Below are 21,531 nucleotides of genomic sequence, written 5' to 3'. Positions count from 1 at the left end.
CGTCACCGATGCGGGGCTAGCGCGAGCTGCACCACGGCATCTCCGCCGGTATTCGCCATGGCGCGGGCGTGCCCAGCGCCAGCTCAGTCGATGATGTGATATCCCCCGTCGATGTAGAGGACCTGGCCGGTCATGAGCCGAGCCGCGTCATGCGCGAGAAAGGCGGTCGCGGCGCCGACATCGTCGATGGAGACGAGTTCGCGAGCAGGCGCCTTTCTCTTGGCCTTCTCTAGCAGGGAATCGAATTCGGGGATGCCCGAAGCGGCGCGTGTCGCCAGCGGGCCGGGCGAAATCGCGTGCACGCGGATTCCCTTCGGACCCAGTTCGGCGGCCATGTAGCGGACGGCGGATTCGAGGGCCGCCTTCGCCACCCCCATGATGTTGTAGTTCTCCACCACCATCTGCGAGCCGTAATAGGTCATGGTGAAGAGCGTGCCGCCGTTCTTCATCAGCGGCTCCGCCAGCTGCGCCATGCGGATGAACGACCAGCACGAGATCTCCATCGTCTTCAGGAAGCCGTCGAGCGGAGCATCGACGACGCGCCCGGCCAGCGTGTCGCGCGGTGCGAAGGCGATGGAGTGGACGACGAAGTCGAGTTCGCCCCAGCTCTCCGCGATCTGCGCGAAGACTGTCTCGATCTGCCCGGGCACGGCGACGTCCAGCGGCAGGACGATCGGGGCTTCCAGCTGCCGGGCGAGCGGCTCGACATAGGGGCGCGCCTTCTCGTTGAGGTAGGTCACGGCCAGCTCGGCTCCGAAGGCGCGGAAAGCCCGGGCGCAGCCCCACGCGATGGAATTCTCGTTGGCGATGCCAACGATCAGGCCCTTTTTGCCCTCCAGCAGTTTTGCTTTCACGGTCGGAATGGTCATGACAGCCTCGGCTCAATGAGTGGCAGTGATCAGTCTCAAGGTGTGGCCGGCTATCATCAGCTCCTCGTCGGTCGGAACGACGTAGAGGCCGACGCGGCTGGCAGGCGTCGAGATCAGCGGTGAACCGGCTGCGTTGGCCTCCGGATCGAGCTCCGCTCCCAGCCACGCCATGCGGTGAATGATGCGCTCCCGCAGCTCGGGGGCGTTTTCTCCGATGCCCGCCGTGAAGACGAAGGCGTCGAGCCCGCCGAGCGCCGCCGTCAGCGCGCCGATATTGAGGGCGCAGCGATAGACGAAGTGATCGATCGCGAAGGCGGCGCGCGGGTCGTCGCTCGCGAGCAGATCACGCATGTCGTTGGAGATGCCCGACAATCCCTTGAGCCCGGCCTCGTGATAGAGCAGCTTTGAAACGGCCTCGGCCGACATTCCCTTTTGCATGATCAGGTGCAGGACGACCCCGGGGTCGAGCTGCCCGGGGCGCGTCCCCATCGGCAGCCCATCGAGCGCCGTGAACCCCATCGTGCTCTCGACGCTGTGTCCGTTCAGCAGGGCGCACATCGAGGCGCCGCTGCCGAGATGGGCGATGATCACCCGCCCGGCGGCAAGCTGCGGAACGATCTCGCGAAGGCGCCCGGCGACATATTCATAGGACAGCCCATGGAAGCCGTAGCGCCTCACGCCCTCGCGATGCAGCGCCAGAGGCAGGGCATAGCAATCGGCCAGCGCCGGGTGGTCGCGATGGAAGGCGGTGTCGAAGCAGGCGATCTGCGGCACGTCCGGATTGATCTCCATCGCGAGCCGGATCGGCAGCAGATTATTGGGCTGATGCAGCGGCGCCAGCTCGGCATAGGTCGCCAGCCTGTCGAGAAGCGCGTGATCGATGATGGTTGGAGCGGCATAGTCGGGTCCGCCATGCACGACGCGGTGACCGATCGCCAGCAGGCTGAACCCCTCCAGGCTGCGCAGCCAGGTTCGAGTCCTGTCGATCGCCGCGGGGAGGTCCGGCACCTCCTCGCGCTGGAAGGTCTGATCGATCAGCGACATGCCTTTGGCATCGGAGGCGCGCAGGCGCGGCCGCTGCCCGATGCCGTCGAGCTGCCCCCGCACCTGGCGCGTCAATTTCGATTGGGAGACGGTGAAGATCTGAAACTTGAGGCTCGACGAGCCGGCGTTCACCACAAGGATCGCATCCATGGCCTAGACCGCCGCCACGGAGGCGGTTCCTCGCCGGGCGGCGGCATAGAGCGCGGCCACCGCGCATGATGCCAAGCGTGTCCGGACTGAATCGGCCCGCGATGTCAGGATAATCGGCACGCGCGCGCCCAGGACGATGCCCGCCGCGTCGGCGCGGGAGAGGAAGGTCAGGTTCTTGGCGAGCATGTTGCCCGCCTCGAGATCGGGCACGACGAGGATCTGCGCATGCCCGGCGACGGGTGAGACAATGCCTTTGATCGCAGCGGCTTCCGGCGAAATGGCGTTGTCGAAGGCGAGTGGGCCGTCGACCAGCGCGCCGGTGATCTGGCCACGATCGGCCATCTTGCACAGCGCCGCTGCCTCCATCGTCGAGGGAATCTTGGTCGTCACGGTCTCGACGGCCGAGAGGATCGCGACGCGCGGAACGCCGAGACCAATTCCGGCCCAGAGATCGACGGCGTTCTGAATGATATCCCGCTTCGCGTCGACATCGGGGAAGATGTTGATCGCGGCGTCGGTGATGAAGAGCGTCTCGGCATGGCCTGGTACGTCCATGATGAAGACGTGGCTGATGCGCCGCTCCGTGCGCAACCCCGTAGCGGAAGCAGTGACCTCGCGCATTAGCTCGTCGGTATGGAGGCTGCCCTTCATCAGCAATTCGCCACGCCCTTCCCGGATGAGCTTTACGGCTTCGGCCGCGGAAGCGTGGCTGTGCGGCGCGTCGACGACCTCGATGCCCTCGAGATCCAGTCCCTCGGCCTTGGCGACCTCACGGATTCTGTGCTGCGGCCCCACGAGAATGGGCGTGATCAGGCTCTCGTCGCGCGCTTCGAGTGCGCCTCGAAGGGAGGTGGCGTCGCAGGGGTGAGCGACGACCGTCAGCGCCGGCGTATCGCTGCGGGCGGCCGCGATCAGCCTGTCGTATTTGGAGCCCGCTTGCACAGGGCCTGCATCCAAGGTGCTGTCGTTGGCGGAGCGCATCCTTAAGCCCTCCGTCGCGTGGCGATATGCAGCTTGCCGGGCGGGGTCGAACCCACCGGTGAAGCGACCTCGAAGAGGCGTCGGATCTCGTCGAGCCGATCCGCGGCCTCCCCTGAAAGCGGACCTCGCGCCGTCGCCACCTGCTCAATGAGCTTGAATGCAGCGGTTCGCTCCTCGCGATCAGGTGGCAACAGGACGGGAAGCGCCCGCAACGCCTCGGCCTGATCGATCAGCAGCATGAAGAACTGTTCGCGGGTCAGAGACTTGAATTCGCTCAGTGTCAGGCGGCGGGCATGCTCGCCCTGCCTGCGCAACCGTCGGATCGCTTCGAAACTGCGCTCGTCGGCGCTTTCCCGCGCCATGCCGATATAGAGAAGCGCCCGCACGCAGGCGTGAAGCAACTCGCCGGATGCCATGCCGCCGCGCAGTTCCGCGATCCGCTTCGCCAGGAGCTCGGCGTGCAGTTTGCTCTTGGGGGCGCTTCGAGGCCGGCGTTGCGAGCTCGCGTCGATGCCCACGGCCGATTGCAGCAATGGCGAGCCATAGACGGTGCGGAACGTCTGCTCGGACACTCGCTCGACCATCTGGCGCCAGTTATCGAGAGCGCTGACGATTTGAGTCGAGACCGCTTCCTGCGCCTTGAGGAAGATGTTGTCGTCGGCAACTGGCTGGCGCTCCAGGCGGGCCTGGGGCACCGCCAGTTCAAGCCAGGACAGAAACGGATTCCGCGAGCCGAACATCTCATATTGCAAGCGCAGCGGATGCAGTGCCCGCAGCGCCTGCGCCAGGGCAGGGTTGGCGGTCGCCTTGACCCACGGTTGAACCAGCGCGCGGTAGAGCGACAGGTTGATCTCCGATACGCGGGCGGCGGTGGCAAAGCGGCGCTCATCGTCGAGGTCGTTCCCGCCCAGCGCGCGGATGTCGTCGAGGGTCCGCGCCTCGCAGCGCATGACCCATTCGCCGGTCACCAGATCCGGGTTGGCCTCGGCTCCGGTTTTCGGTTCGAAGACCGCTTCGTAAAGGCCGGGCGGCAGGACATCGATGAAGTCGATGTTGGAGGCGAACTCGTCGTGCTCCTTACGAGCCACCCGGGCCGATACGAAGATGCCGAGATGCCCGATCTTGTCGTGAATGGCGTAGACGATCGTCTGCCCATAGGAGCGGATCTCGTCGACGCTGCTGTAGAGATCGAGGATCCAGTCGAGCGCTTGCTGAGGCGGGGTGATGTTGTCGCCCTTCGAGCAGAAGACGACGATCGGCGAGCGAATGTTGCGCAGATCGATTGCCGTGCCATCGGAGGTTCGGACCTCGCCGCAGGCCAGTCGGTTGCCGATGAAGAGCTCATCGACGATGAATTGAATCTCCTCGGCATTCAGCGTGACGTGGCCGCCCCACCATTTTTCGAAGCCGAGATAGCGCTCCACCTCCGTGTCGATCTTCGAATAGAGGTTGTACTGCTTGGTCCAGAGCGTGTTGGCCGGGTTCTGGTTCTCGAAGTTCTGGACCAGCCAGGCGCCGTCGAAGGTCCCTGCGCCGAGGTCGCTGGTGAGGGCCGTCAGCCAACTCCCGCCCAGCAGGCCGCCGGAATATCGCATCGGGTTCTGGCCTTTCACACCCGCCCAGTAGGACAGGGGCGAGCCTGCCAGGATGATCGGACCGAACAGCTCCGGCCTCAACGCGGCGAGGATCATGACGGCCCAGCCAGCCTGGCAATTCCCGATCACGCATGGCTTGCCGTCGGCCTCGGGATGGCGCGCGATGACCGCTTCGAGAAAGACGGCCTCGGCGAGCGCGACATCCCCGATGGTCTGCCCCGGGACAGCGTCGGGCAGGAAGCCGACGAAGTAGCAGGGATGCCCAGCCTTCATGGCCACCCCGATCTCGCTATCCGCCTTGAACCCGCCGATGCCCGGCCCGTGGCCCGCACGCGGATCGACGATGACAAAGGGGCGCTTCGTCTCGTCGATGACCAGGCCCTGGGGCGGTGCAATTCGCGCCAGGACGTAATTGACCGGTCGGGCGAGATGACGTCCGTCGCAAATCAGTTCGGCGTCATAGTCGAGGACATGGGGAGCGAGCTGCGACAGATGCTCCTCATACTGGAGGCCCCGTTGCCTGAGGGCGTCGAGGAACAATACCAAACGCTGCCCGGCATCCGTTGCATAGGAGAGCGCGTCAGCGAAGGTATCCGCGGGGCCTTTGACCATGGCGCACTCCAAAGCTTCTTCAATTTCGAATGGGCGTTCGACACAGCCGGGTTAGATCCTGGGATCCAGACACGATCGGCAGAGATCGACGCAGATTCGTATCCCAGCGCGCATGTCCCATCACTGTGTGGTTGCGGTTTTGGTCGCGCATCCCCACTGCGAGGTGCGCCCACACCAGCACAAAGGGCGGCATCGGCGTATTGTCCTTAGGGACAGCTTGCTTTGGGAAATGTGCTGCCAAACCACATCGTCGTCGAAAATTACCGATCGCTTGCTAAAGATCCGAGGTCGAGCTTCCCTTCAGCCAAGCCAGTGCGCGCGCTTTCTCATTTGCTGGAAACTGTTGGATCTCGGCCGCCACAAAATGCTTGGCGACTTGGGGAGCGAGCTTCAAAAGTTCGCTGTCTGAAACGACCGCAACGCGTTCGATCTTGCGATGGTGGCCCATCACAAACTCCAGATGGGAGAAGAGGGCGCCGATGCTTTCCCAACCCGGAAATGAAGCAGCATCGACCATCAGGCCCTTAAGCGAGCCGTTGGAGGCGATGTAGGGATCGACGATACCGGACAGCCGTTCGAAGTCCGCCTTCTCGAGAGGTCCGTGAGGCGCCAGGGTGACGATACCCTCGTTGCCGAGCAGATCGATCTGCAGCATTCCTTTTCTCCCGAGCCGCAACACTGATGGCCAAGCAGCCGGCAAGCTCTACTTCGGAAGGCACTCCACATTGTAGGCGACGATGATGTCCTTGGGGCCGACCTTGCCCACGAACTGGAGTTCATCGAGAGCGCTTTTCAGCTTGGTGCCGGCTTCCTTCAAGCTGTCTTCCAGTTTCGACTTTGCCGACCGGCAACGGTCTTCAGTCGTGAACTCCTGAAAGACCACTGTCGGCAGGAGCCGCCATTCGGCCCGGTCGTTGGTGGCGATCGGGCTGACGGAATAGGAAAAGACGTACATCAGCACCCACATCGGCACGCCCTCCAATGGGCAGGGAATCTCAGCGCCGGCCCGCCCGGTTGACGGGTCCGCCACGATTCATCGGCGTTCCCGGGCGGACTCCGACACCCGGCGCACCGACGCCCGGCGTCACCACGGCACGCGCGACCGGCCGAGGACGCAAGACGACTCCGGGCCTTGCGACGCAGCCGACCGGGTAATTGACGTATTGACAGTAGACCACCGCGCTAACCTCGCTGGTGTCCGCTACGGTCAACCCGGCAACAATCGCCGCCAGCATGATCGGGAGCTTCATCTTCCCCTCCATCAACCAAGTTTTCACTCAGGCAAACCCTGGCGAAGCGCGCCAGCCGGCTCGGCGCTTCTGCACCAGCCGATCGGGGATTGTCAGATGGCGCCCAAACCGGAGCGGCGCGCTATTGTCCCTGAGGGCAATGCTTCAACGGCTGATGCATTGAACGGCTTGCCGGACCCGGCGAGAGGCCGCGCGAATGTCACGCCTCCCCCAATTGCACGACGCGTTGGCCCCAGCCTTGCGCTTCTATCGTCTGCTACGACGATGCCGGCCCAAATTGAAACAGTGTGTACCGCGTGGTGCCATTATGAGGTCAAAGCTCAATCGTCTGCCTCTCATGAAGCGCTGCCATTCGAGCAGGCCATGAACATGACGCAGCACATCAAACCAAATCACGACCAGTGCGTCATTTTTCTCAAATGCGCATTGCTTTGCGTTTCCGCGAAAAATCCTGAAGACGAGCGTCTGCGAAAGGCCATCGAGCTCGTTTTGGATGCGGCGGTTTATGCTGATGGCGCTCGAGCGACTTCAAACGTCGTCCAGTTCTGCCGAAGAGATACGCGCGTCAACGATTGAACGCCTCGCGCGCTTGCGCCGCCTGGGTGCGCGGCACACGGATGCGGCCGGTGCCCTGGTTGAACCGGCGCGCTCCGAGCCATGCATTCCGACGCGCGCATTCCCGCTCGAACTGCCGGCCGTTCAAAAATAGCGGCCGACATGCCGCGCTTCAGTCGAGCATGACGGCGCCGAAATTCGAGCTTGGATCCATGTCGGCGACAAGGCGCCCGGTCGGCTCCGTTGCCCAGCCGCCCTCGCGGCTGAGCCAGCGACCGCAGCCGGGTTTGGCGAGAAGGGCTCCGTCGGCCACGATCTCCTCGCCCCTGACGAGAACGCGCTCCGGCCAGCCGGTGACGCTGCGGCCGGCGAAGGGCGTGAAGCCGGTGCGATCATGCATCGCGTCGTCGGTGATCGTGACCGCCCTGCGCGGGTCCCAGATCGCGATGTCGGCGTCGTAGCCGGGTAGCAAGGTGCCCTTGCCGGGCAGGTTGTAGATCGCGGCGGGTGCGGTTGCCGTCAGGTTGACGAAGGCCTCGAGCCCACGCCCGGCGAATTCCGGCCGGCCTTTCGAGACCAGCGCGTCGAAGAGCAGGGGCAGACGCGTTTCGAGGCCCGGCAGGCCGTTGGCGATCTGCTTGAAGCTCGGGTTCGGGCCGGCCGCTAGCTTGCCGGTTTCGTCGAAGCGATAGGGCGCGTGGTCCGATGAGACCGTCTGGATGTCGCCAAGCGCCAGCGCCTGCCAGAGCGCGTCCTGATCCGCCTGCTCGCGCGGCGGCGGCGAGCACATCCATTTGGCGCCTTCCAGCCCCGGCTTATCGAGGTCGTGCCGGGTCAGGAAGAGATATTGCGGGCAGGTCTCGGCGAAGACCTTGAGGCCGCGCCCGCGCGCATCGCGGATCACCTGCGCCCCCTCAGTGGTCGAGACGTGGAAGATCATGATCGGCTGGTCGAGCAGTTCTGCCGCGGTGATCAGCCGGTTGAAGGCCTCGGCCTCCGAGCCGCGCGGATGGCTGATCGCGTGGTATTTCGGCGCGACATAGCCCTTCTCGACGAGCTTCTTGCCCATCCAGGAGATCATGCCGTGGTTCTCGGCATGGACGCAGACCAGGGCGCGGCTCTGCCGGGCGGTCAGCAGCAGGTCGAGCAGCGGCTCGTCGTCGACCTTGATCAGGTCATAGGTCATGAAGACCTTGATCGAGGCATGGCCTTCGCCGATCAGCGCCGGCAGATCCTGTTCGATCGTCTTGCTGTCGGGATTGGCGACAATGAGGTGGAAGGCATAGTCGATCATGGCGCCGCGCCGCGCCAGCGCGGCGTAGTCGTCGACGACCTTCCTGAGATCGAGGCCGCGATGCTGCGCGGCGAAGGAGATCAGCGTCGTGTTGCCGCCGAAGGCGGCCGAAGCCGTGGCGCTCTCGAAGCTGTCGGCATTGAGCAGCCCGCCGGCCGAGACCTGCTCGACATGGGCATGGGTGTCGATGCCGCCCGGCAGGACGAGCTTGCCGCCGGCGTCGATCTCGCGGGTGCCTGCGGCGAGATCCTGGCCCAGCGCGGCGACCTTGCCGTCCTTGACCGCGACATCGGCGCGGAAGTTGCCCGTCGCGGAGCCGACCGTGCCGCCGCGAATGACCAGATCGTAGTTCGCCGTCATCTGTTTTCGTCCTTCTCAGCGCACCATGACCGTGCCGATCGCCATGGCGACAGCGGCTTGTGTCGGGTCGATCACCGGGATGCCGAGGGCATCCTCCAGCGGCCTGCGGTGACGCGCCATGCCGGCGCAGCCCATGATGATGGCGCCGGCGCCGTCCTCGTCCCTGAGCTCGCGCCCGACCGTGATCATGCGCTGCAGCGTGCCTTCGCCCGAGGCGCTCTCCGCCACCGACATTTCGAGCGGCCGTTCGCCGGCGAGCCGGTCCATTTGCCCCATCTGGCGGAGATAGCGGATATGGCGCGGGATCGAGCGCGACTTGATCGCGATGACGCCGAAGCGGTCCGCCCGCGTCAGCGCCGTCAGCACGCCGCATTCGGCGATGCCGAAGACCGGGCTCGCCGTGCCCTCGCGGGCGACGTGGAGGCCAGGGTCTGAATAACAGGCGATGACGAAGGCATCGACATCGTTGGCGGCCTCGATCCGGCGGCGGAGGGGGAGCGTGACGCTCTCGACATGCTCCTGCGTCTCGATGCCGATCGGACCCTCATTCAGCGTCTCGCAGATCAACTCCGGTCCTTCGGCAAAGGCGAGAGGCACCAGCGCCTGCCGCAGCCCTTCGGTGACCGCTTCATTCGAGTTGGGATTGATGACGAGGATACGGGGGCGGCGACTCATCGGCGAGGTTCCGGAGGAAAGAGCTTGGAATGCACTGGTTCTACACCAAACCACGCCGTCATCCCGGGCTTGACCCGGGATCCATGCCGGAGCGCTTCCGATTGAGAATCAGGCATGGATCCCGGCTCTCCGCGGAGTTTATCCTTGGGCCGGCCAAAGGCCGGACCCGAGGGCTGGGCCGGGATGACGCGCGTTTCCAACAAAAAGTAGAACGATCCGCGTTTCAGCATGGCTCAGGCGACTTCTCGCGCCACCCAATCGGCCAGGATGGTGCAGGCGGCAAGGAAGTCGTCGATCTCCATCGCCTCCTGCGGGTTGTGGCTGCCGTGCTCGTTGCGCACGAACAGCATGGCGATGGGCACGCCAGCGGCGGCGAAGGCGGCGGAATCATGGGAGGCCGGGCTGCCGAGCGGCATCGTCGCGATGCCCTGCTGCGCCGCTGCGGCTTCGAGCCCGGCGACGATGTCGCGATCGACCGGCCCGACAGCGGCGCTGGCGCGCATGCCGAGTTCGAAGCTCACGCGCCGGTGCGTCTCGATCTCCCGGATCGCGGCCAGCATCTTCGCCTCGACGCGCTCCAGCACGGCGGGATCATAGGCGCGCACGTCGAGGCTGAAGGCGAAGCTTCCGGGAACCGTGGTCAGGCCGTGCACGGCCGGATCGGTGTGGAAGCGGCCGAGCGTGACCGCCATCGGGAAGCCGGCGGCTTCCTCCTCCTGCCAGAGCCGGTCGACCATCACGGCGAATTCGGCGCCGGCCATGGCAGCGTCGCGGCGGAAGCGTCGGGGCGTGCCGACATGGTCGTGCCGCCCGACGATGCGGGCGTCCGGGTAACGGAAATTGCCGGGCACGCCGGTGCAGATCGCGACCGGCAATCCGGATTCGACGAGGCTGGGCGCCTGCTCGATATGGACTTCGAGGAAGGCGCGGATCGTGGCCGGGTCGAGATGGCGCTCGCGCTGGCGGATGGCCGCGGAGTTGCCGCCGCAGGCGTCGATGCTTGCGGCGAGCACGCGGCCATCATCGATGCGCCTGGCCTCCAGCGTCCCGTCCGGCAGGGTTCCGAGCGCCGAGCGGCTGCCGATATAGGAGACCTGGAACCAGACGCTCTCCTCGGCCCGCACGCCCATCGCCGTGACGTCGCAGCGCGGCTGAATCCCGAGCGCGCGCAAGGTCTCGATGACGACGAGCCCGGCGATGACGCCGGCCGCGCCGTCGAAATTGCCGCCATGCGGCACGCTGTCGAGATGCGAGCCCATCAGGATGCGGGGAGCCGCGGCATCGCGGCCGGTCAGGGTGACATAGGTGTTTGCGGCGAAGTCATGCGCGACGGCGAGCTCCCGCGCCTTGCCGTGCTCGGCCAGCAGGTGGTGGCCGAAATCCTCGCCCGCGCCATAGGTGTCGCGGGTGATGCCGGGCGAGTCGCGGCTGCCGGCCGCCAACTGGTCGAACAGATTCTCCACCCAGCCGCGCTGGGCGGCGACGGCCTGGGCGATCGCCATGTCAGCGTGGGATGTCTTGGCGGCTGCAGTCATGTCTGTCCGGTCGATGCGGGTCGCGGTGCCCATCACACGCCAGCCATGAAGCGGCGATGATCAGGCACGCGCTTTGTCTCATGATGTTCGCCGCCGGGAGGCAGCTGGGAAACCTTGGGCCAGCCTGCGCGGCCACACAATGGCGCCGCCTATGCGGAATTCCGGGGTGACATTTGTGCGCTGAATAGCACGGCCTGCGCTCAGCCCGAGCCGAGCTTGGCAGCCGTTTCGGCGGCGATCAACCTGACCTCGCGCAGGAAGGCGTCGGCGGCGCGCGAGATCGGGCGCTTGCGCGAGCGCACGACCGAGGCCGTCACCTTGGAAGCGGGGGCGAAGGGGCGGATGGCCAGATCGTAATGGCCGCTGAAAACCGGGGAGAGGGGATCGACCACGGCGACGCCGACACCATTTTCCGCGAGCACGCAGGCTGTGTTGCAGTAGCGGACCTCGACGGAAAACCGGAACGGCACGTCGGCCTGGGCAAAGGCCCGGCGGACGATGGTGCCCATGCGGGTTCCCTGTTCGAGAGCGATGTACGGCACCGAGCGCAGATCGTCCGGCGTGATCATCGGTTTCGAGGCCAAGGGATGGTCGGGGCGCATGACGCAGACCATGTTGCCGGTGAAGAACGTTTCGGCATCGAGTCCGCGGTCGTCGTCCAGCCCCATGACGAAGCCGAGCTCCGCGGTTCCGTTCTCGACGCTCTCCACGACATGCTCGAAGCGCCGGACGTCGAAGGACACCCGCACCTTCGGGCGCTTGGCGAGGTAGTTGCGCAACGCCGCCGGCAGGACGCCATAGCCCAATGGCGGCGTCGCGATGATGCGGATATGACCGGCCCGGTTCTCCTTGATATCCTGCACCCTGGCCTCGAAGGCGGCGTGCAGGGTGAAGATCGGCTCGGAATCCTTGTAGAGCGCACGTGCCTCGGCGGTCGGGAACAGGCGGTTGTTGACGCGCTCGAACAGCGGGAAGCCGACCTGGCTTTCGAGATGCTTGATCGCGTTGCTGACCGCCGGCTGCGACAGCCCGAGCTCCTGCGCAGCGCGAACCGTCGTCTCGCAGCGGACGACGGCTCGCAGAAGCTCGATCTGGCGAAGGTTCATATGATCGCCCCAAATAGAGTGTTCCCACTGTATTTGGTCAGCAAATCATATGCCAGCCTTTCGGCGGTGCCGGGTCAGGCCCAGCGCAGGCTCGGCGGCGAGAGCTCGTCGACGGAGCGTCCGGCCCAATCGAGCGAGGACGCTTTTGCGAGTGCGCGCCGCTGCGCCTGCTCCAGCCCGTCGGACGCGGTCTGATAGTCCATGGTCAGGACCTTGCCGTCGGCGACCACTTGCTTGCCCTGCACGAAGACATGGGAAACGGCGCGATCGGCGGCGGCGTTGACGAGGCTCTTCAGCGGGTCGCGGGTCGGGCGCATCATCGGATGCGTCAGGTCGATCATGACGAGATCGGCCTGGGCGCCCTTGGCCAGCCGGCCGATGTCGTCGCGGCCGAGCAGCTTCGCCCCGCCCAGCGTCGCGGCGCGGAAGACCTGCCCGGTCGTCACAACCGCATGGCTCTCGCCGGTAATGCGCGCATAGACGCCGGCATGGCGCAGTTCCTCCAGCATGTTATGCGGGAAAGTGTCGGTGCCGATGCCAATGTTGACGCCGGCCTTCAGATAGCGGCCGAGGTCACGCAGCGTGAAGCCGCGCCGGCCGAAGACGGTCGGACAATGCGCCACCGACGTGCCGGTCTCGGCGAGGCGCGCAAGATCCGTGCGGGTCGGCCAGCGCACCCAGGGGTGGTCGTCGAGGAAGATGGCGTGGGCGATCGAGGCGTTCGGCGCGAGGAAGCCGACGCTGTCCAGCCATTGGATCGGCGAGAGCCCGCTGCGGCGGACCATCTCGTGGAACTCGCTGATCGACTGGCCCGCATGGGTCTGGATCGGGATCTTCCGGTCGGCGGCGGCCGCGATCGAGGCCCGGAAGAGTTCCTCTGTGCAGGTGTCGATCTGGGCCGGGCAGGCGAGGCCGGAGAGCCGGCCGGACTCATGGGCCAGGGCGGCGTCGATGACCCTGAACGCCTCCTCCATCGCCTTGCGGCCGGCGGCATCGTCGAGCTCGTATTCGACCGTGTAGCCGTTGCGGGTGAACCAGCGGCCGTTGCGGTACATCGGCGCCATGACCATGCGCAGCCCGCTCGCCATCGCGCGGTCGAGCCAGCCCTCGCTTGGGAAGGAGAGGTCGACCAGCGTGGTGACGCCCGACATCAGCAGCTCGGACCAGGCGACGTGGTTGAGATGCGGGATGCCCTCCGCGTCGGCGCGGAACAGCCACAGGAACTCGTAGAGCGAGGAGTTGTAGAGTTTTGGCGTGCCGACCTCGTCGGTCATGCCCTTGTTTCCCGGCTCGCTCGACGGGTGGGAGTGGATGTCGACCAGGCCCGGCATGACCATGAAGCCCTTGCCATCGATCTCGCGCGTGACCTCGCCCGAAAAGCCCTCGCCGAGATGCAGGATGCCGCTCTCGTCGAAGATGACATCGAGATTGCGGCGGTAGACATGATCGTCGGAGGCCAGGTCATAGGCGATGACGATGTCGGCGTTGCGGATGCGGGTGGTCATGATGCGGTCTCGTTTGCGCTCGGCTTTTTCGAAGGGGTGCCGTCATCCCGGACAAGCTGCGGAGCAGCGCAGATCCGGGATCCATCGTAAGGCTCCGGAGCTCTACGATGGATCCCGGCGCTCCGCTTCGCTGCGGCCGGGATGACGGTGCCGCGTGTGACTTAGGCCCCCGCCTTCTTTTCCTGCGCGAGGAAATGCTCGGCGATCTCCTTGCCGGTGGCGATCCAGACATCGCCATAGCCGCGCGCGCGCGCCAGGAAGTCGCGCATGATGCCGATCCGCATCGGCCGCCCCGAGACCTGCGGGTGCATCACCATCGAGACGAGCCCGCCCCATTCGCGCGTCTGGTCGAGCTCGTCGTTCCAGATCGAGAGCACGTGCTCCTTCGGGAACATCGGGCGTGGGCTGAAGCGCTGCGACAGGCCGTAGAGCCAGTCGTCGAACGACATGTTGACCGGCAGCTCGACGGGCCCCTTCGAGCCGTCGCGGAGCTTGTGGCGATAGGGGCGGATGTCGTCGCGGAAGGAGGAGGAATAGACGATGCCCTTCTCGCGGAGATAGCCGAGCAGCTCGTCGTAGTTCTCGCCCGAGGGCGCCCGGTAGCCGACCGGCGTCACCCCGAGGATGCGCTTGAAGATGTCGAGCGTCTTGTCGATCTCCTCCTTGTCGGCGGCGAAGTCACCGGGCTCCGGCCGCTTGTGGGAATAGCCGTGATGGCCGACCTCGTGCCCGTCCCTGACGATGGCCTCGCACATCCCGGGATGCACCTCGACGACCCAGCCAGGGATGAAGAAGGTCGCCTTGATCTCGACCGAGCGGAGATAGTCGAGGATCTTCGGGACGCCGACGCGCTCTTCGTAGCCACCGAAGGAGAGCGTCACCAGCCGGTCGGTGTTCTTGGCGTCGTATTGCAGCCAGGCGGTCTCGGCATCGACGTCAAAGGCCGGGAACACCGCGCATCGGTATCCTGCCGGCCAGGGATAGTCCGGGGCCGGGTCGGAGGGGTTGGCGATGCGGTGAGGGAAGTCAGTAAGCATGGAGAGCGTCTTTCGCGAAAGAGCGCCCCGCCTGATGGCCGGGGCGCGACGGAAGCGGTTGGTGCGGGGGGTCAGTTCTTGGTTTCGCCGTTGATCATCAGCTTATCGACCTTGGCGTCTGCGAGTTCCCACTTCTGCAGCACGGCGGCATAGCTGCCGTCGGCCAGCATCTGGGTGAAGGCCTTGGCGACGGCGTCGCGCAGCTCGGTATCCTTCTTGGCGAAGGCCAGGCCCTGATAGACGGTGGTGAAGGGCGTCCCGAGGATGGCGTAGTTGCCGGGCTCCTGATTCATCAGATAGGGCAGGGTCTCGCTGCCCTGCACGGCGGCGTCGAGGCGCTTCTGCCTGAGCTGCGTGCGGGCATCGGCCGAGCCTTCCGTGCCGATGATCTGCAGCGCCGGCTTGCCCTTGGCCTCGCAATTCTCCTTGCTCCAAGCTTCCATCTCCTTTGGGAAGGAGGTGCGGCGGCTGGCGCCGACCTTCTTGCCGCAAAGCGCGGCGAGGTCCTTGAACTCGTCCTTGCGGTCGGCATTGGTGTAGAACTGCGCGCCCGAGGCGAGATAGTCGAGGAAATCCAGGCTCTCGCGCCGTCCCGGCAGGTCGCTCATGCCCGACAGGATCATGTCGACGCGCCCCGTCGTCAGCGCCGAGATCATCTGCTCGAAACTGATCTCCTCCCACTTGATGGTGACGCCGAGCTTCTTGCCGAGCGCCTCGCCGAGATCGATGTCGAGGCCGGTCAGCTTGGAGGTCTTCGGGTCCTTGAACTCGAGCGGCGGATAGTTCGGCACATTGGCGACGACGAGCGTCTTCTTCTCTGTGATGCGAGCGGGCAGGCTCTGGGCCTGGGCGAAGCCGGAGGCGGCGCAGAGCGCAGCAGCCGAGAGGCCGAGCAGGATCGATGTCTTCATGGTCTTTCCCCTGTTGTGATCAGTGGCGGACGGCGTTGATGAAGGCGCGGGTGCGCGCCTCTCTGGGTTCGACCAGCACTGTGCGGGGATCGCCGAGCTCCACGATCTGGCCCTGGTCCATGAAGGCGACGCGGTGGCCGACATCGCGCGCGAAGCCGAGTTCGTGGGTGACGCAGATCATGGTCATGCCGGTGTCGGCGAGGTCGCGCATCACCTTGAGCACCTCGGAGACCAACTCGGGGTCCAGCGCCGAGGTCGGCTCGTCGAAGAGCAGGAGCTCGGGACGCATGGCGAGCGAGCGGGCGATGGCGATGCGCTGCTGCTGGCCGCCGGAGAGCTGGGAGGGGTAGGCGTCGCGCTTCTCGGCGAGCCCGACGCGTTCCAGGAGCGCAAGCGCCCGGGCCGTTGCAGCGGCGGCCGGCTCGCCCAGCACCTGCACCGGTCCCTCGATGATGTTCTGGAGGGCGGTCAGATGCGGAAACAGATTGAAGCGCTGGAACACCATGCCGATCGAGCGGCGCTGGCGGGCGATCGCGGCATCGTCGAGCTCGTAGAGCTTGTTGCCGACGCGGTGATAGCCGACGCGCTCGCCGGAGACCCAGAGCGCGCCGCCATCGATACGTTCGAGCTGGTTGATGCAGCGCAGGAAAGTGCTCTTGCCCGAGCCGGAGGGGCCGATGATGCACAGCACTTCGCCCTTGGAGATGGCGAGGTCGATGCCCTTGAGCACCTTGAGTTGCCCGAAATGCTTCTCGACCTTCTGGGCGAGGACGAGCGGCGCGCCGGCGGCGAGATGGTCGGGATCGGTCGTCCGGATCTTGGGGAGGGCCGTTTGGGGGAGGGTATCGTTCATCGCCCGCTCCTCAGCGCCGCGCCGGTGCGGCGACGCCGCGGGCGTAATAGGCCTCGATCCGTCCCTGGATCAGGCTGAGGATGGTGACGACGACCACGTACCAGATCGCGGCCACGATCAGCAGCTCGATGACGCGCGAATTGGCGTAGTAGATGTTCTGCGCGCTGTGCAGGATCTCGGCGAACTGGATCACGCTGGCGAGCGAGGTCAGCTTCACCATGCCGATGAACTCGTTACCGATCGGCGGCACGATCACGCGCATGGCCTGGGGCATGATGATCCGGCGCAGCAGCTTCAGGCGCGTCATGCCGAGCGTCTGCGCCGCCTCGTACTGGCCGCTGTCGACCGAGAGCAGTCCGGCGCGCACCACCTCGGCCGTGAAGGCGCCCTGTTGGATGCCGAGGCCCAGCAGCGCCGCGACGAAGGGCGTCATCACGTCGACCGTCTTGAACGAGAACAGGCCGGGTATGCCGATGGTTGGAAAGACCAGCGCGAGGTTGAACCAGAGCAGCAATTGCAGAAGCGCGGGGACGGCCCGGAAGAACCAGATATAGCTGACAGCGGTCATCGAGAGCACGGGATTGGCCGAGAGCCGCATCACCGCGAAGATGACGCCCAGCGTGATGCCGAGCAGCATCGCCAGGATCGCCATGACGATCGTGTTGACGAGGCCGGTCATGATGGCATCGACGGTCAGGAATTCGGCGACGTAGTTCCACTCGATCTGGCCGACCGCGAAGGCGCGCACGATCGCCGCCAGCGCGAGGCAGACGACGGCGGCGCCGACGATCCGCCCGAAATGCCGGCGGGGAACAATGATGAGGTTTTCGGATTCAGCGATCATCTGGCCTCGATGGTTTGAGGTCGTCGGAGGAAGGCGATGGGTAGACGCAGGCTCGTCGCCGTCTCAGGCGGCCGTTTCAGGCGCGATCAGTCGGATTTTTTCCGACATGATTGCCGCTTTCCATGTAGCCATGCGCGGCGGCCGGCACCTCGAACCGCTCGAGCGTGACGGCCTCATGGGCCGATCCCCGAGGGCTGCCATCACTGGCCGGCGTCGATCGTGGGCTCGGGAAGGCTCTGCCGCTCGAGGCCGAACTTCTTCAACGCCTGCTGATAGCCGCCGTTCTTCATGACCGCCGCAGTCGCCTTGGCGACGGCGTCGCGCATCTCGGTGTTCTTCTTCTCGAAGGCGAGGCCGAACAGCGTCTTGTTCAGCGGCTCGCCGACGAAGGCATAGGTGTTCGGCTCGTCCGACATCAGATAGGCGACGTATTCGGGGCCGAGCACGGCGGCATCGAGCCGGCCCTGCTTGAGTTCGAGCCGCGTCGCGGTCGCGCCGGCCGTGCCGTTGACGGTGATCGCCGGCTTACCGGCGCCGGCGCAGTTCTTCTCGCTCCAGGCCGCCGTGACCGGCATGTAGCTCGTGGTGCGCGGCGCGCCGACCGTCTTCCCGCACAGATCGGCGTTGCTCTTCAGTTCGCCGGCCTTGGCCGACAGGGCGAAGGGCTGGGCGCCGGTGGCGAGGTAGTCGACGAAGGTGAGCTTGTCGCGGCGGGAGGGCAGGTCGCTGATCGCGGTGCCGATCATGTCGATGCGACCAGTCGTCAGCGAGGTCATGAGCTGCTCGAAGCTCATTTCCTCCCATTTGACGGAGACGCCGAGTTCCTTCGCGATCGCGTTGACGAGCTCGACGTTGAAGCCGGCGCGCTCGTTGGTCTTCGGATCCTTGTAGGCCATCGGCGGATAGGTGGTCTCGATGCCGACCACGATATGCCCGGCCGATTTGAGCGCGGCGGGCAGTGGGATGCTGCCTTGCTGGGCAGAGGCCGGTGCTGTGGCCGCAAGGCCGAGTGCCAGTATGAAGCCGGCTGCCGGAAGATATCCTCCGGTTGAAATCTTGGCGGTCATTGTGGTTCCCCGTTTTGTCGGCTGGCGAGGTCGCGGGCCCGGAAGGCAGTCGCGCTCGGCAGCCGGGCGCCCTTTCGATCGGCGCCGCAGCGATCTTAGCGGGCGTGCTCCGGAACGGGACGGTAGCGCGCTATGATTTATTTCCGGCCGCTATTCGGGGCGCTTATACGCGGCAGCGAAAGCGATCACAGGTCGCTGGATCGGTCTGCCGTCGCGGGATCGAAAGAGGCGAGGGCCCGCGCGGCGCCATCTTCAATTCATCGAAGTTATGGCAGAGTCGAAAAATTGATAGCCGGCCGAATTGCCTGAGAAGCCGCCATGGTGTCTTTGGATCCGTCGCGCGTCGACCAAGGGGGATACCATGAAGTTTGCCTTGAAGCTGGCACTCGCCGCAGTCGCTGTTGCACTGGCATCGGGAGCGCAGGCGCAGACGCTGAAGACGGTGAAGGCGCGCGGCGTGCTGAACTGCGGCATCGGCACCGGGCTCGCCGGCTTCGGCCTCGCCGATGCGAGCGGAACCTGGCGCGGTGTCAATATCGAGTTCTGCCATTCGCTGGCGGCTGCGATCTTCAGCGATCCGGCGAAAGTTAAGTTCGTCTCCCTGTCCTCGAAGGACCGCTTCACGGCGCTGCAGGCGGGCGAAAGCGATGTCGTCGCCGCGACGACGACATGGACCATGTCGCGCGACGTTCAGGTCGGCCTGAACTTCCGTGCCGTGTTCTACTATGACGGCCAGGGCTTCATGGTGAAGAAGTCGACCGGCATCAAATCCGCGAAGGAACTCAGCGGCGCCTCGATCTGCATCCAGCAGGGCACCACCACGGAGCTGAACACCGCGGATTATTTCCGGAAGAACAATATGAAGTTCGAGCCGGTGACCTTCGCCACCAACAATGAGGCGACGGAGGCTTACGAGGCAGGGCGTTGCGACGCCTTCACCACCGACCAGTCCGGCCTCTATTCCGAGCGCCTGCGCTTCAAGGACCCGTCGGAGCACGTCGTGCTGCCGGAGACGATTTCCAAGGAGCCGCTGGGCTATGCCGTGCGCCATGGCGACGACCAGTGGTTCGATATCGTCAGCTGGGCTCAATACGCTCTCGTGACGGCCGAGGAGCTGGGTGTCACCCAGGCCAATATCGACGAGATGCGCGAGAAGTCCGACAATCCCGATGTCCGGCGCCTGCTCGGCAAGGAGGGCTCGTTCGGTCAGTCGCTCGGGCTCGAGAACGACTGGGCCTATCGCATCATCAAAACGGCTGGAAATTACGGCGAGATTTTCGAGCGCAATCTCGGTCAGCAGTCGAAGCTGAAGATCGCGCGCGGGCAGAACGCGCTGTGGATGAATGGCGGCCTGCAATACGCACCGCCGATCCGCTAAGCCGGTTTTCGTCCTGCGGAGGTCTCCGTCGGAGAGAAGATCACCTCAGGATGTCGGCGGGCCGGTGACTGGTACAACATCTGCGGAGCGGGGCTGGCTGCTGCTGCCCTGCTCAGCGATTTGCCAGCATCATCTTGCCGAGCGCGCCGGCCACCAGCGCCTGCTCGTTTGGCGGTAGCATGGCGACGAGGCGTCGTTCCGTCTCGGCATGGTCCCGCATGGCCGGCTCGACCAGAAGCCGGCCCTGTTCCGTGAGTTCGACGATGACGCCGCGGCCGTCGCTCTCATCGGCCATGCGGCGGATATGGCCCGTCTTCTCCAGACGCCGAAGCAGGTTCGAAAGCCCGCCCGAGGTCAGGATCAGCGTATCGAGCAGCGCCTTGGGCGACATGCGATAGGGTGCGCCCTGCACGCGCAGCGTCGCGAGCACGGCGAAGGCCGGATATTTCAGCCTATGACGCGCGAGGCTGCGGTTGATCGCGGTCTGAAACACCTCGTTGAGGTGCAGGAGCCGGCCGACGATCCCCTTTCCGGAGCAGTCGATCTCCGGGAATTCGCGCCGCCAGCGCTGCATGCCCGCGCCGACGCGGTCATTCTGCCAGAGCGCATCGGGCGTCTCGAAAGTCAGGTTTCGCGCGGCCTCGTTGCGCATTCAAATCCTCCAGAACGGTCCTTTCCGACCACGCCGGGGCGCGCGATGCAAGCATGCGTCGCCGCGACTGCCGATCCAAGATATCTTTCATTTATCTTTCTTGAAAGATAAATCGAGCCATGCCATGCTCCTCTCCGGCCGATGGGAGGGGAATTCCGTCGACCGAGGGAAAGCCGCGCCAACAGCGGTGCGCAGCGCCACAGGCCACAGACGGGAACAAGCAACCATGCGTCAGATGTTTCGTCACGCGACCGCCATCGCCGTCCTCGGCGTCGCACTCGCCTCGAATGCCCAGGCCGAGGAACTCGTCGTAGGCGCCTTCGGCGGCTCCTTCGCGGATAACGTCAAGGCCTGCCATGTCGCCGCCTTCGAGAAGGCGACCGGCGCGACAGTCTCGCTGAAGCTCGGCAATTCATCCCAGTTCGCTGCGGCTCTGCGCGCCACCGCCGGCAAGCCCGACATGGATATCGTCTATATCGACAACTCGCTGGCAGCGCAGACCGCCAACGAGAAGCTCAACGAGGCGATCGATCGCAAGAAGCTGAAGAACGCCGCCGACGTGATCCCGACCGCCTGGGGCAAGGACGATGCTTACGTCGTCGCCATGGTGAGCGCGACCACGCTCGTCTACAACCCGAAGCTGGTGAAGACGCCGCCGACCTCCTGGCTCGACCTCGCCGACCCGGCCTATGCCGGCAAATACGCGATCGGCGATATCAGCGGCACCGCCGGCCTGCAGTTCCTGCTCGCCCTGAACAAGCTCAACGGCGGCACCCTCGACAATATCGATCCCGGCATTGCGGCGATCAAGCCGCTGGCGAAGGGTTCGGCCGTGCTCTACACCCAGGCCGACCAGCTCCTCTCGCTGTTCGAGCGCGAGGAGATTGCGATCGCGCCCTGGTACCCGGACCGTGCCGGCGTCGCCATCGACAAGGGGCTCTCGCTCGCCGTCGCCTATCCGAAGGAAGGCGCTGTCGGCATCCTGCCAGCGGTGATCCTGCCGAAGGGCTCGGCCAGGACCGAGTTCGCCTACAAGTTCCTCGATCAGGTGCTTTCGGCCGAGGGCCAGGGCTGTTTCTCGGAGCGAGCCTATATCGGCGCGGTGAACACCAAGGTGCAGCTCTCGGACAAGCTCAAGAAGATCGTGCCGAACGGCGAGAGCCTGGAGAAGGCCTGGTTCGTCGACCCAGAAGTGATCGCGAAGAACAGCGCGACCTGGACGCGCCGCTGGCAGCGCGAAGTCGCACGCTAAACCGCA

General features: G+C 65.3%; 21 protein-coding genes. 3 read left to right on the top strand and 18 right to left on the bottom strand.

The features are described from left to right. Positions 1-83: 83 nt before the first annotated feature. From fabI to FQV39_RS17115, 7 genes are all read right to left on the bottom strand, one after another. A complete protein-coding gene (gene fabI / locus FQV39_RS17145) occupies positions 84-869 on the bottom strand; it encodes an enoyl-ACP reductase FabI (RefSeq protein WP_149131391.1) in 786 nt (261 codons plus the stop codon). Between the two features lie 12 nt (positions 870-881). Continuing rightward, complete coding sequence (locus FQV39_RS17140) at positions 882-2,063, bottom strand: acetate/propionate family kinase (protein WP_149131390.1); 1,182 nt, start codon at positions 2,061-2,063, stop codon at positions 882-884. Positions 2,064-2,066: 3 nt separating this feature from the next. Then, a complete protein-coding gene (locus FQV39_RS17135) occupies positions 2,067-3,044 on the bottom strand; it encodes a phosphate acetyltransferase (RefSeq protein WP_149131389.1) in 978 nt (325 codons plus the stop codon). A gap of 2 nt (positions 3,045-3,046) precedes the next feature. Beyond that, positions 3,047-5,251, bottom strand: a complete 2,205-nt coding sequence (locus FQV39_RS17130; RefSeq protein WP_149131388.1) for a DUF3141 domain-containing protein — start codon at positions 5,249-5,251, stop codon at positions 3,047-3,049. A gap of 274 nt (positions 5,252-5,525) precedes the next feature. Then, a complete protein-coding gene (locus FQV39_RS17125) occupies positions 5,526-5,906 on the bottom strand; it encodes a SpoIIAA family protein (protein WP_149131387.1) in 381 nt (126 codons plus the stop codon). Between the two features lie 48 nt (positions 5,907-5,954). After that, complete coding sequence (locus tag FQV39_RS17120) at positions 5,955-6,218, bottom strand: hypothetical protein (RefSeq protein WP_149131386.1); 264 nt, start codon at positions 6,216-6,218, stop codon at positions 5,955-5,957. A 28-nt stretch (positions 6,219-6,246) separates the two neighbouring features. Beyond that, the gene (locus FQV39_RS17115; protein ID WP_149131385.1) at positions 6,247-6,501 is read right to left on the bottom strand and encodes a hypothetical protein; all 255 of its coding nucleotides are present in this window, start codon (positions 6,499-6,501) and stop codon (positions 6,247-6,249) included. A gap of 96 nt (positions 6,502-6,597) precedes the next feature. Between FQV39_RS17115 and FQV39_RS17110 the strand changes: the two genes are divergently transcribed. Further along, positions 6,598-7,077, top strand: coding sequence for a hypothetical protein (locus FQV39_RS17110; RefSeq protein ID WP_149131384.1), 480 nt, complete (start codon positions 6,598-6,600; stop codon positions 7,075-7,077). Positions 7,078-7,228: 151 nt separating this feature from the next. On the opposite strand, the gene hydA is transcribed toward FQV39_RS17110, so the two are convergent. From hydA to FQV39_RS17060, 10 genes are all read right to left on the bottom strand, one after another. Beyond that, positions 7,229-8,710 (bottom strand): dihydropyrimidinase, encoded by a 1,482-nt coding sequence (gene hydA, locus FQV39_RS17105; RefSeq protein ID WP_149131383.1) that lies wholly within the window; start codon positions 8,708-8,710, stop codon positions 7,229-7,231. A gap of 15 nt (positions 8,711-8,725) precedes the next feature. Beyond that, on the bottom strand, positions 8,726-9,385 hold the full coding sequence (locus FQV39_RS17100) for an aspartate/glutamate racemase family protein (RefSeq protein ID WP_149131382.1): 660 nt from the start codon (positions 9,383-9,385) through the stop codon (positions 8,726-8,728). Positions 9,386-9,618: 233 nt separating this feature from the next. Beyond that, positions 9,619-10,953, bottom strand: a complete 1,335-nt coding sequence (locus FQV39_RS17095) for a Zn-dependent hydrolase (protein ID WP_248313046.1) — start codon at positions 10,951-10,953, stop codon at positions 9,619-9,621. Positions 10,954-11,120: 167 nt separating this feature from the next. Further along, a complete protein-coding gene (locus tag FQV39_RS17090) occupies positions 11,121-12,026 on the bottom strand; it encodes a LysR family transcriptional regulator (protein ID WP_149131381.1) in 906 nt (301 codons plus the stop codon). Between the two features lie 74 nt (positions 12,027-12,100). After that, entirely contained in the window at positions 12,101-13,531 is a 1,431-nt protein-coding gene (locus FQV39_RS17085; RefSeq protein WP_187639959.1) for an amidohydrolase family protein, read from the bottom strand. Between the two features lie 161 nt (positions 13,532-13,692). Next, positions 13,693-14,568 (bottom strand): polysaccharide deacetylase family protein, encoded by an 876-nt coding sequence (locus tag FQV39_RS17080; protein WP_149131379.1) that lies wholly within the window; start codon positions 14,566-14,568, stop codon positions 13,693-13,695. A 71-nt stretch (positions 14,569-14,639) separates the two neighbouring features. Next, positions 14,640-15,479: an ABC transporter substrate-binding protein gene (locus tag FQV39_RS17075; protein ID WP_149131378.1), complete on the bottom strand. Its 840-nt coding sequence runs from the start codon at positions 15,477-15,479 to the stop codon at positions 14,640-14,642. A 19-nt stretch (positions 15,480-15,498) separates the two neighbouring features. Further along, complete coding sequence (locus FQV39_RS17070) at positions 15,499-16,332, bottom strand: amino acid ABC transporter ATP-binding protein (RefSeq protein ID WP_149131377.1); 834 nt, start codon at positions 16,330-16,332, stop codon at positions 15,499-15,501. A 10-nt stretch (positions 16,333-16,342) separates the two neighbouring features. Next, positions 16,343-17,176, bottom strand: a complete 834-nt coding sequence (locus FQV39_RS17065; protein WP_149131376.1) for an amino acid ABC transporter permease — start codon at positions 17,174-17,176, stop codon at positions 16,343-16,345. Between the two features lie 200 nt (positions 17,177-17,376). Continuing rightward, positions 17,377-18,243: an ABC transporter substrate-binding protein gene (locus tag FQV39_RS17060; protein WP_149131375.1), complete on the bottom strand. Its 867-nt coding sequence runs from the start codon at positions 18,241-18,243 to the stop codon at positions 17,377-17,379. Between the two features lie 361 nt (positions 18,244-18,604). Here FQV39_RS17060 and FQV39_RS17055 point away from each other — a divergent pair, with 361 nt between their 5' ends. Beyond that, positions 18,605-19,621: an amino acid ABC transporter substrate-binding protein gene (locus FQV39_RS17055; protein ID WP_149131374.1), complete on the top strand. Its 1,017-nt coding sequence runs from the start codon at positions 18,605-18,607 to the stop codon at positions 19,619-19,621. Between the two features lie 112 nt (positions 19,622-19,733). Here FQV39_RS17055 and FQV39_RS17050 read toward each other — a convergent pair whose 3' ends face one another. Continuing rightward, entirely contained in the window at positions 19,734-20,273 is a 540-nt protein-coding gene (locus tag FQV39_RS17050) for a MarR family winged helix-turn-helix transcriptional regulator (protein ID WP_149131373.1), read from the bottom strand. A 226-nt stretch (positions 20,274-20,499) separates the two neighbouring features. Here FQV39_RS17050 and FQV39_RS17045 point away from each other — a divergent pair, with 226 nt between their 5' ends. Next, positions 20,500-21,525 carry an ABC transporter substrate-binding protein gene (locus tag FQV39_RS17045; RefSeq protein WP_149131372.1) on the top strand — a complete coding sequence of 342 codons (1,026 nt, stop codon included), beginning with the start codon at positions 20,500-20,502 and terminating at the stop codon, positions 21,523-21,525. The last annotated feature ends 6 nt before the right edge of the window (positions 21,526-21,531 follow it).

Source organism: Bosea sp. F3-2 (genome assembly GCF_008253865.1).
Lineage (GTDB): Bacteria > Pseudomonadota > Alphaproteobacteria > Rhizobiales > Beijerinckiaceae > Allobosea.
This window is presented reverse-complemented; position numbering and strand designations above follow the sequence as displayed.

What these genes read in the sequence shown, in the direction of transcription:
- FQV39_RS17080 (WP_149131379.1), bottom strand. Translation starts at nt 14,568, where the DNA reads ATGCTTACTGACTTCCCTCACCGCATCGCCAACCCCTCCGACCCGGCC.
- FQV39_RS17125 (WP_149131387.1), bottom strand. Translation starts at nt 5,906, where the DNA reads ATGCTGCAGATCGATCTGCTCGGCAACGAGGGTATCGTCACCCTGGCG.
- FQV39_RS17090 (WP_149131381.1), bottom strand. Translation starts at nt 12,026, where the DNA reads ATGAACCTTCGCCAGATCGAGCTTCTGCGAGCCGTCGTCCGCTGCGAG.
- fabI (WP_149131391.1), bottom strand. Translation starts at nt 869, where the DNA reads ATGACCATTCCGACCGTGAAAGCAAAACTGCTGGAGGGCAAAAAGGGC.
- FQV39_RS17115 (WP_149131385.1), bottom strand. Translation starts at nt 6,501, where the DNA reads ATGAAGCTCCCGATCATGCTGGCGGCGATTGTTGCCGGGTTGACCGTA.
- FQV39_RS17050 (WP_149131373.1), bottom strand. Translation starts at nt 20,273, where the DNA reads ATGCGCAACGAGGCCGCGCGAAACCTGACTTTCGAGACGCCCGATGCG.
- FQV39_RS17065 (WP_149131376.1), bottom strand. Translation starts at nt 17,176, where the DNA reads ATGATCGCTGAATCCGAAAACCTCATCATTGTTCCCCGCCGGCATTTC.
- FQV39_RS17045 (WP_149131372.1), top strand. Translation starts at nt 20,500, where the DNA reads ATGCGTCAGATGTTTCGTCACGCGACCGCCATCGCCGTCCTCGGCGTC.
- FQV39_RS17095 (WP_248313046.1), bottom strand. Translation starts at nt 10,953, where the DNA reads ATGGGCACCGCGACCCGCATCGACCGGACAGACATGACTGCAGCCGCC.
- FQV39_RS17135 (WP_149131389.1), bottom strand. Translation starts at nt 3,044, where the DNA reads ATGCGCTCCGCCAACGACAGCACCTTGGATGCAGGCCCTGTGCAAGCG.
- FQV39_RS17060 (WP_149131375.1), bottom strand. Translation starts at nt 18,243, where the DNA reads ATGACCGCCAAGATTTCAACCGGAGGATATCTTCCGGCAGCCGGCTTC.
- hydA (WP_149131383.1), bottom strand. Translation starts at nt 8,710, where the DNA reads ATGACGGCGAACTACGATCTGGTCATTCGCGGCGGCACGGTCGGCTCC.
- FQV39_RS17110 (WP_149131384.1), top strand. Translation starts at nt 6,598, where the DNA reads ATGGCGCCCAAACCGGAGCGGCGCGCTATTGTCCCTGAGGGCAATGCT.
- FQV39_RS17070 (WP_149131377.1), bottom strand. Translation starts at nt 16,332, where the DNA reads ATGAACGATACCCTCCCCCAAACGGCCCTCCCCAAGATCCGGACGACC.
- FQV39_RS17075 (WP_149131378.1), bottom strand. Translation starts at nt 15,479, where the DNA reads ATGAAGACATCGATCCTGCTCGGCCTCTCGGCTGCTGCGCTCTGCGCC.
- FQV39_RS17130 (WP_149131388.1), bottom strand. Translation starts at nt 5,251, where the DNA reads ATGGTCAAAGGCCCCGCGGATACCTTCGCTGACGCGCTCTCCTATGCA.
- FQV39_RS17055 (WP_149131374.1), top strand. Translation starts at nt 18,605, where the DNA reads ATGAAGTTTGCCTTGAAGCTGGCACTCGCCGCAGTCGCTGTTGCACTG.
- FQV39_RS17140 (WP_149131390.1), bottom strand. Translation starts at nt 2,063, where the DNA reads ATGGATGCGATCCTTGTGGTGAACGCCGGCTCGTCGAGCCTCAAGTTT.
- FQV39_RS17100 (WP_149131382.1), bottom strand. Translation starts at nt 9,385, where the DNA reads ATGAGTCGCCGCCCCCGTATCCTCGTCATCAATCCCAACTCGAATGAA.
- FQV39_RS17085 (WP_187639959.1), bottom strand. Translation starts at nt 13,531, where the DNA reads ATGACCACCCGCATCCGCAACGCCGACATCGTCATCGCCTATGACCTG.
- FQV39_RS17120 (WP_149131386.1), bottom strand. Translation starts at nt 6,218, where the DNA reads ATGTGGGTGCTGATGTACGTCTTTTCCTATTCCGTCAGCCCGATCGCC.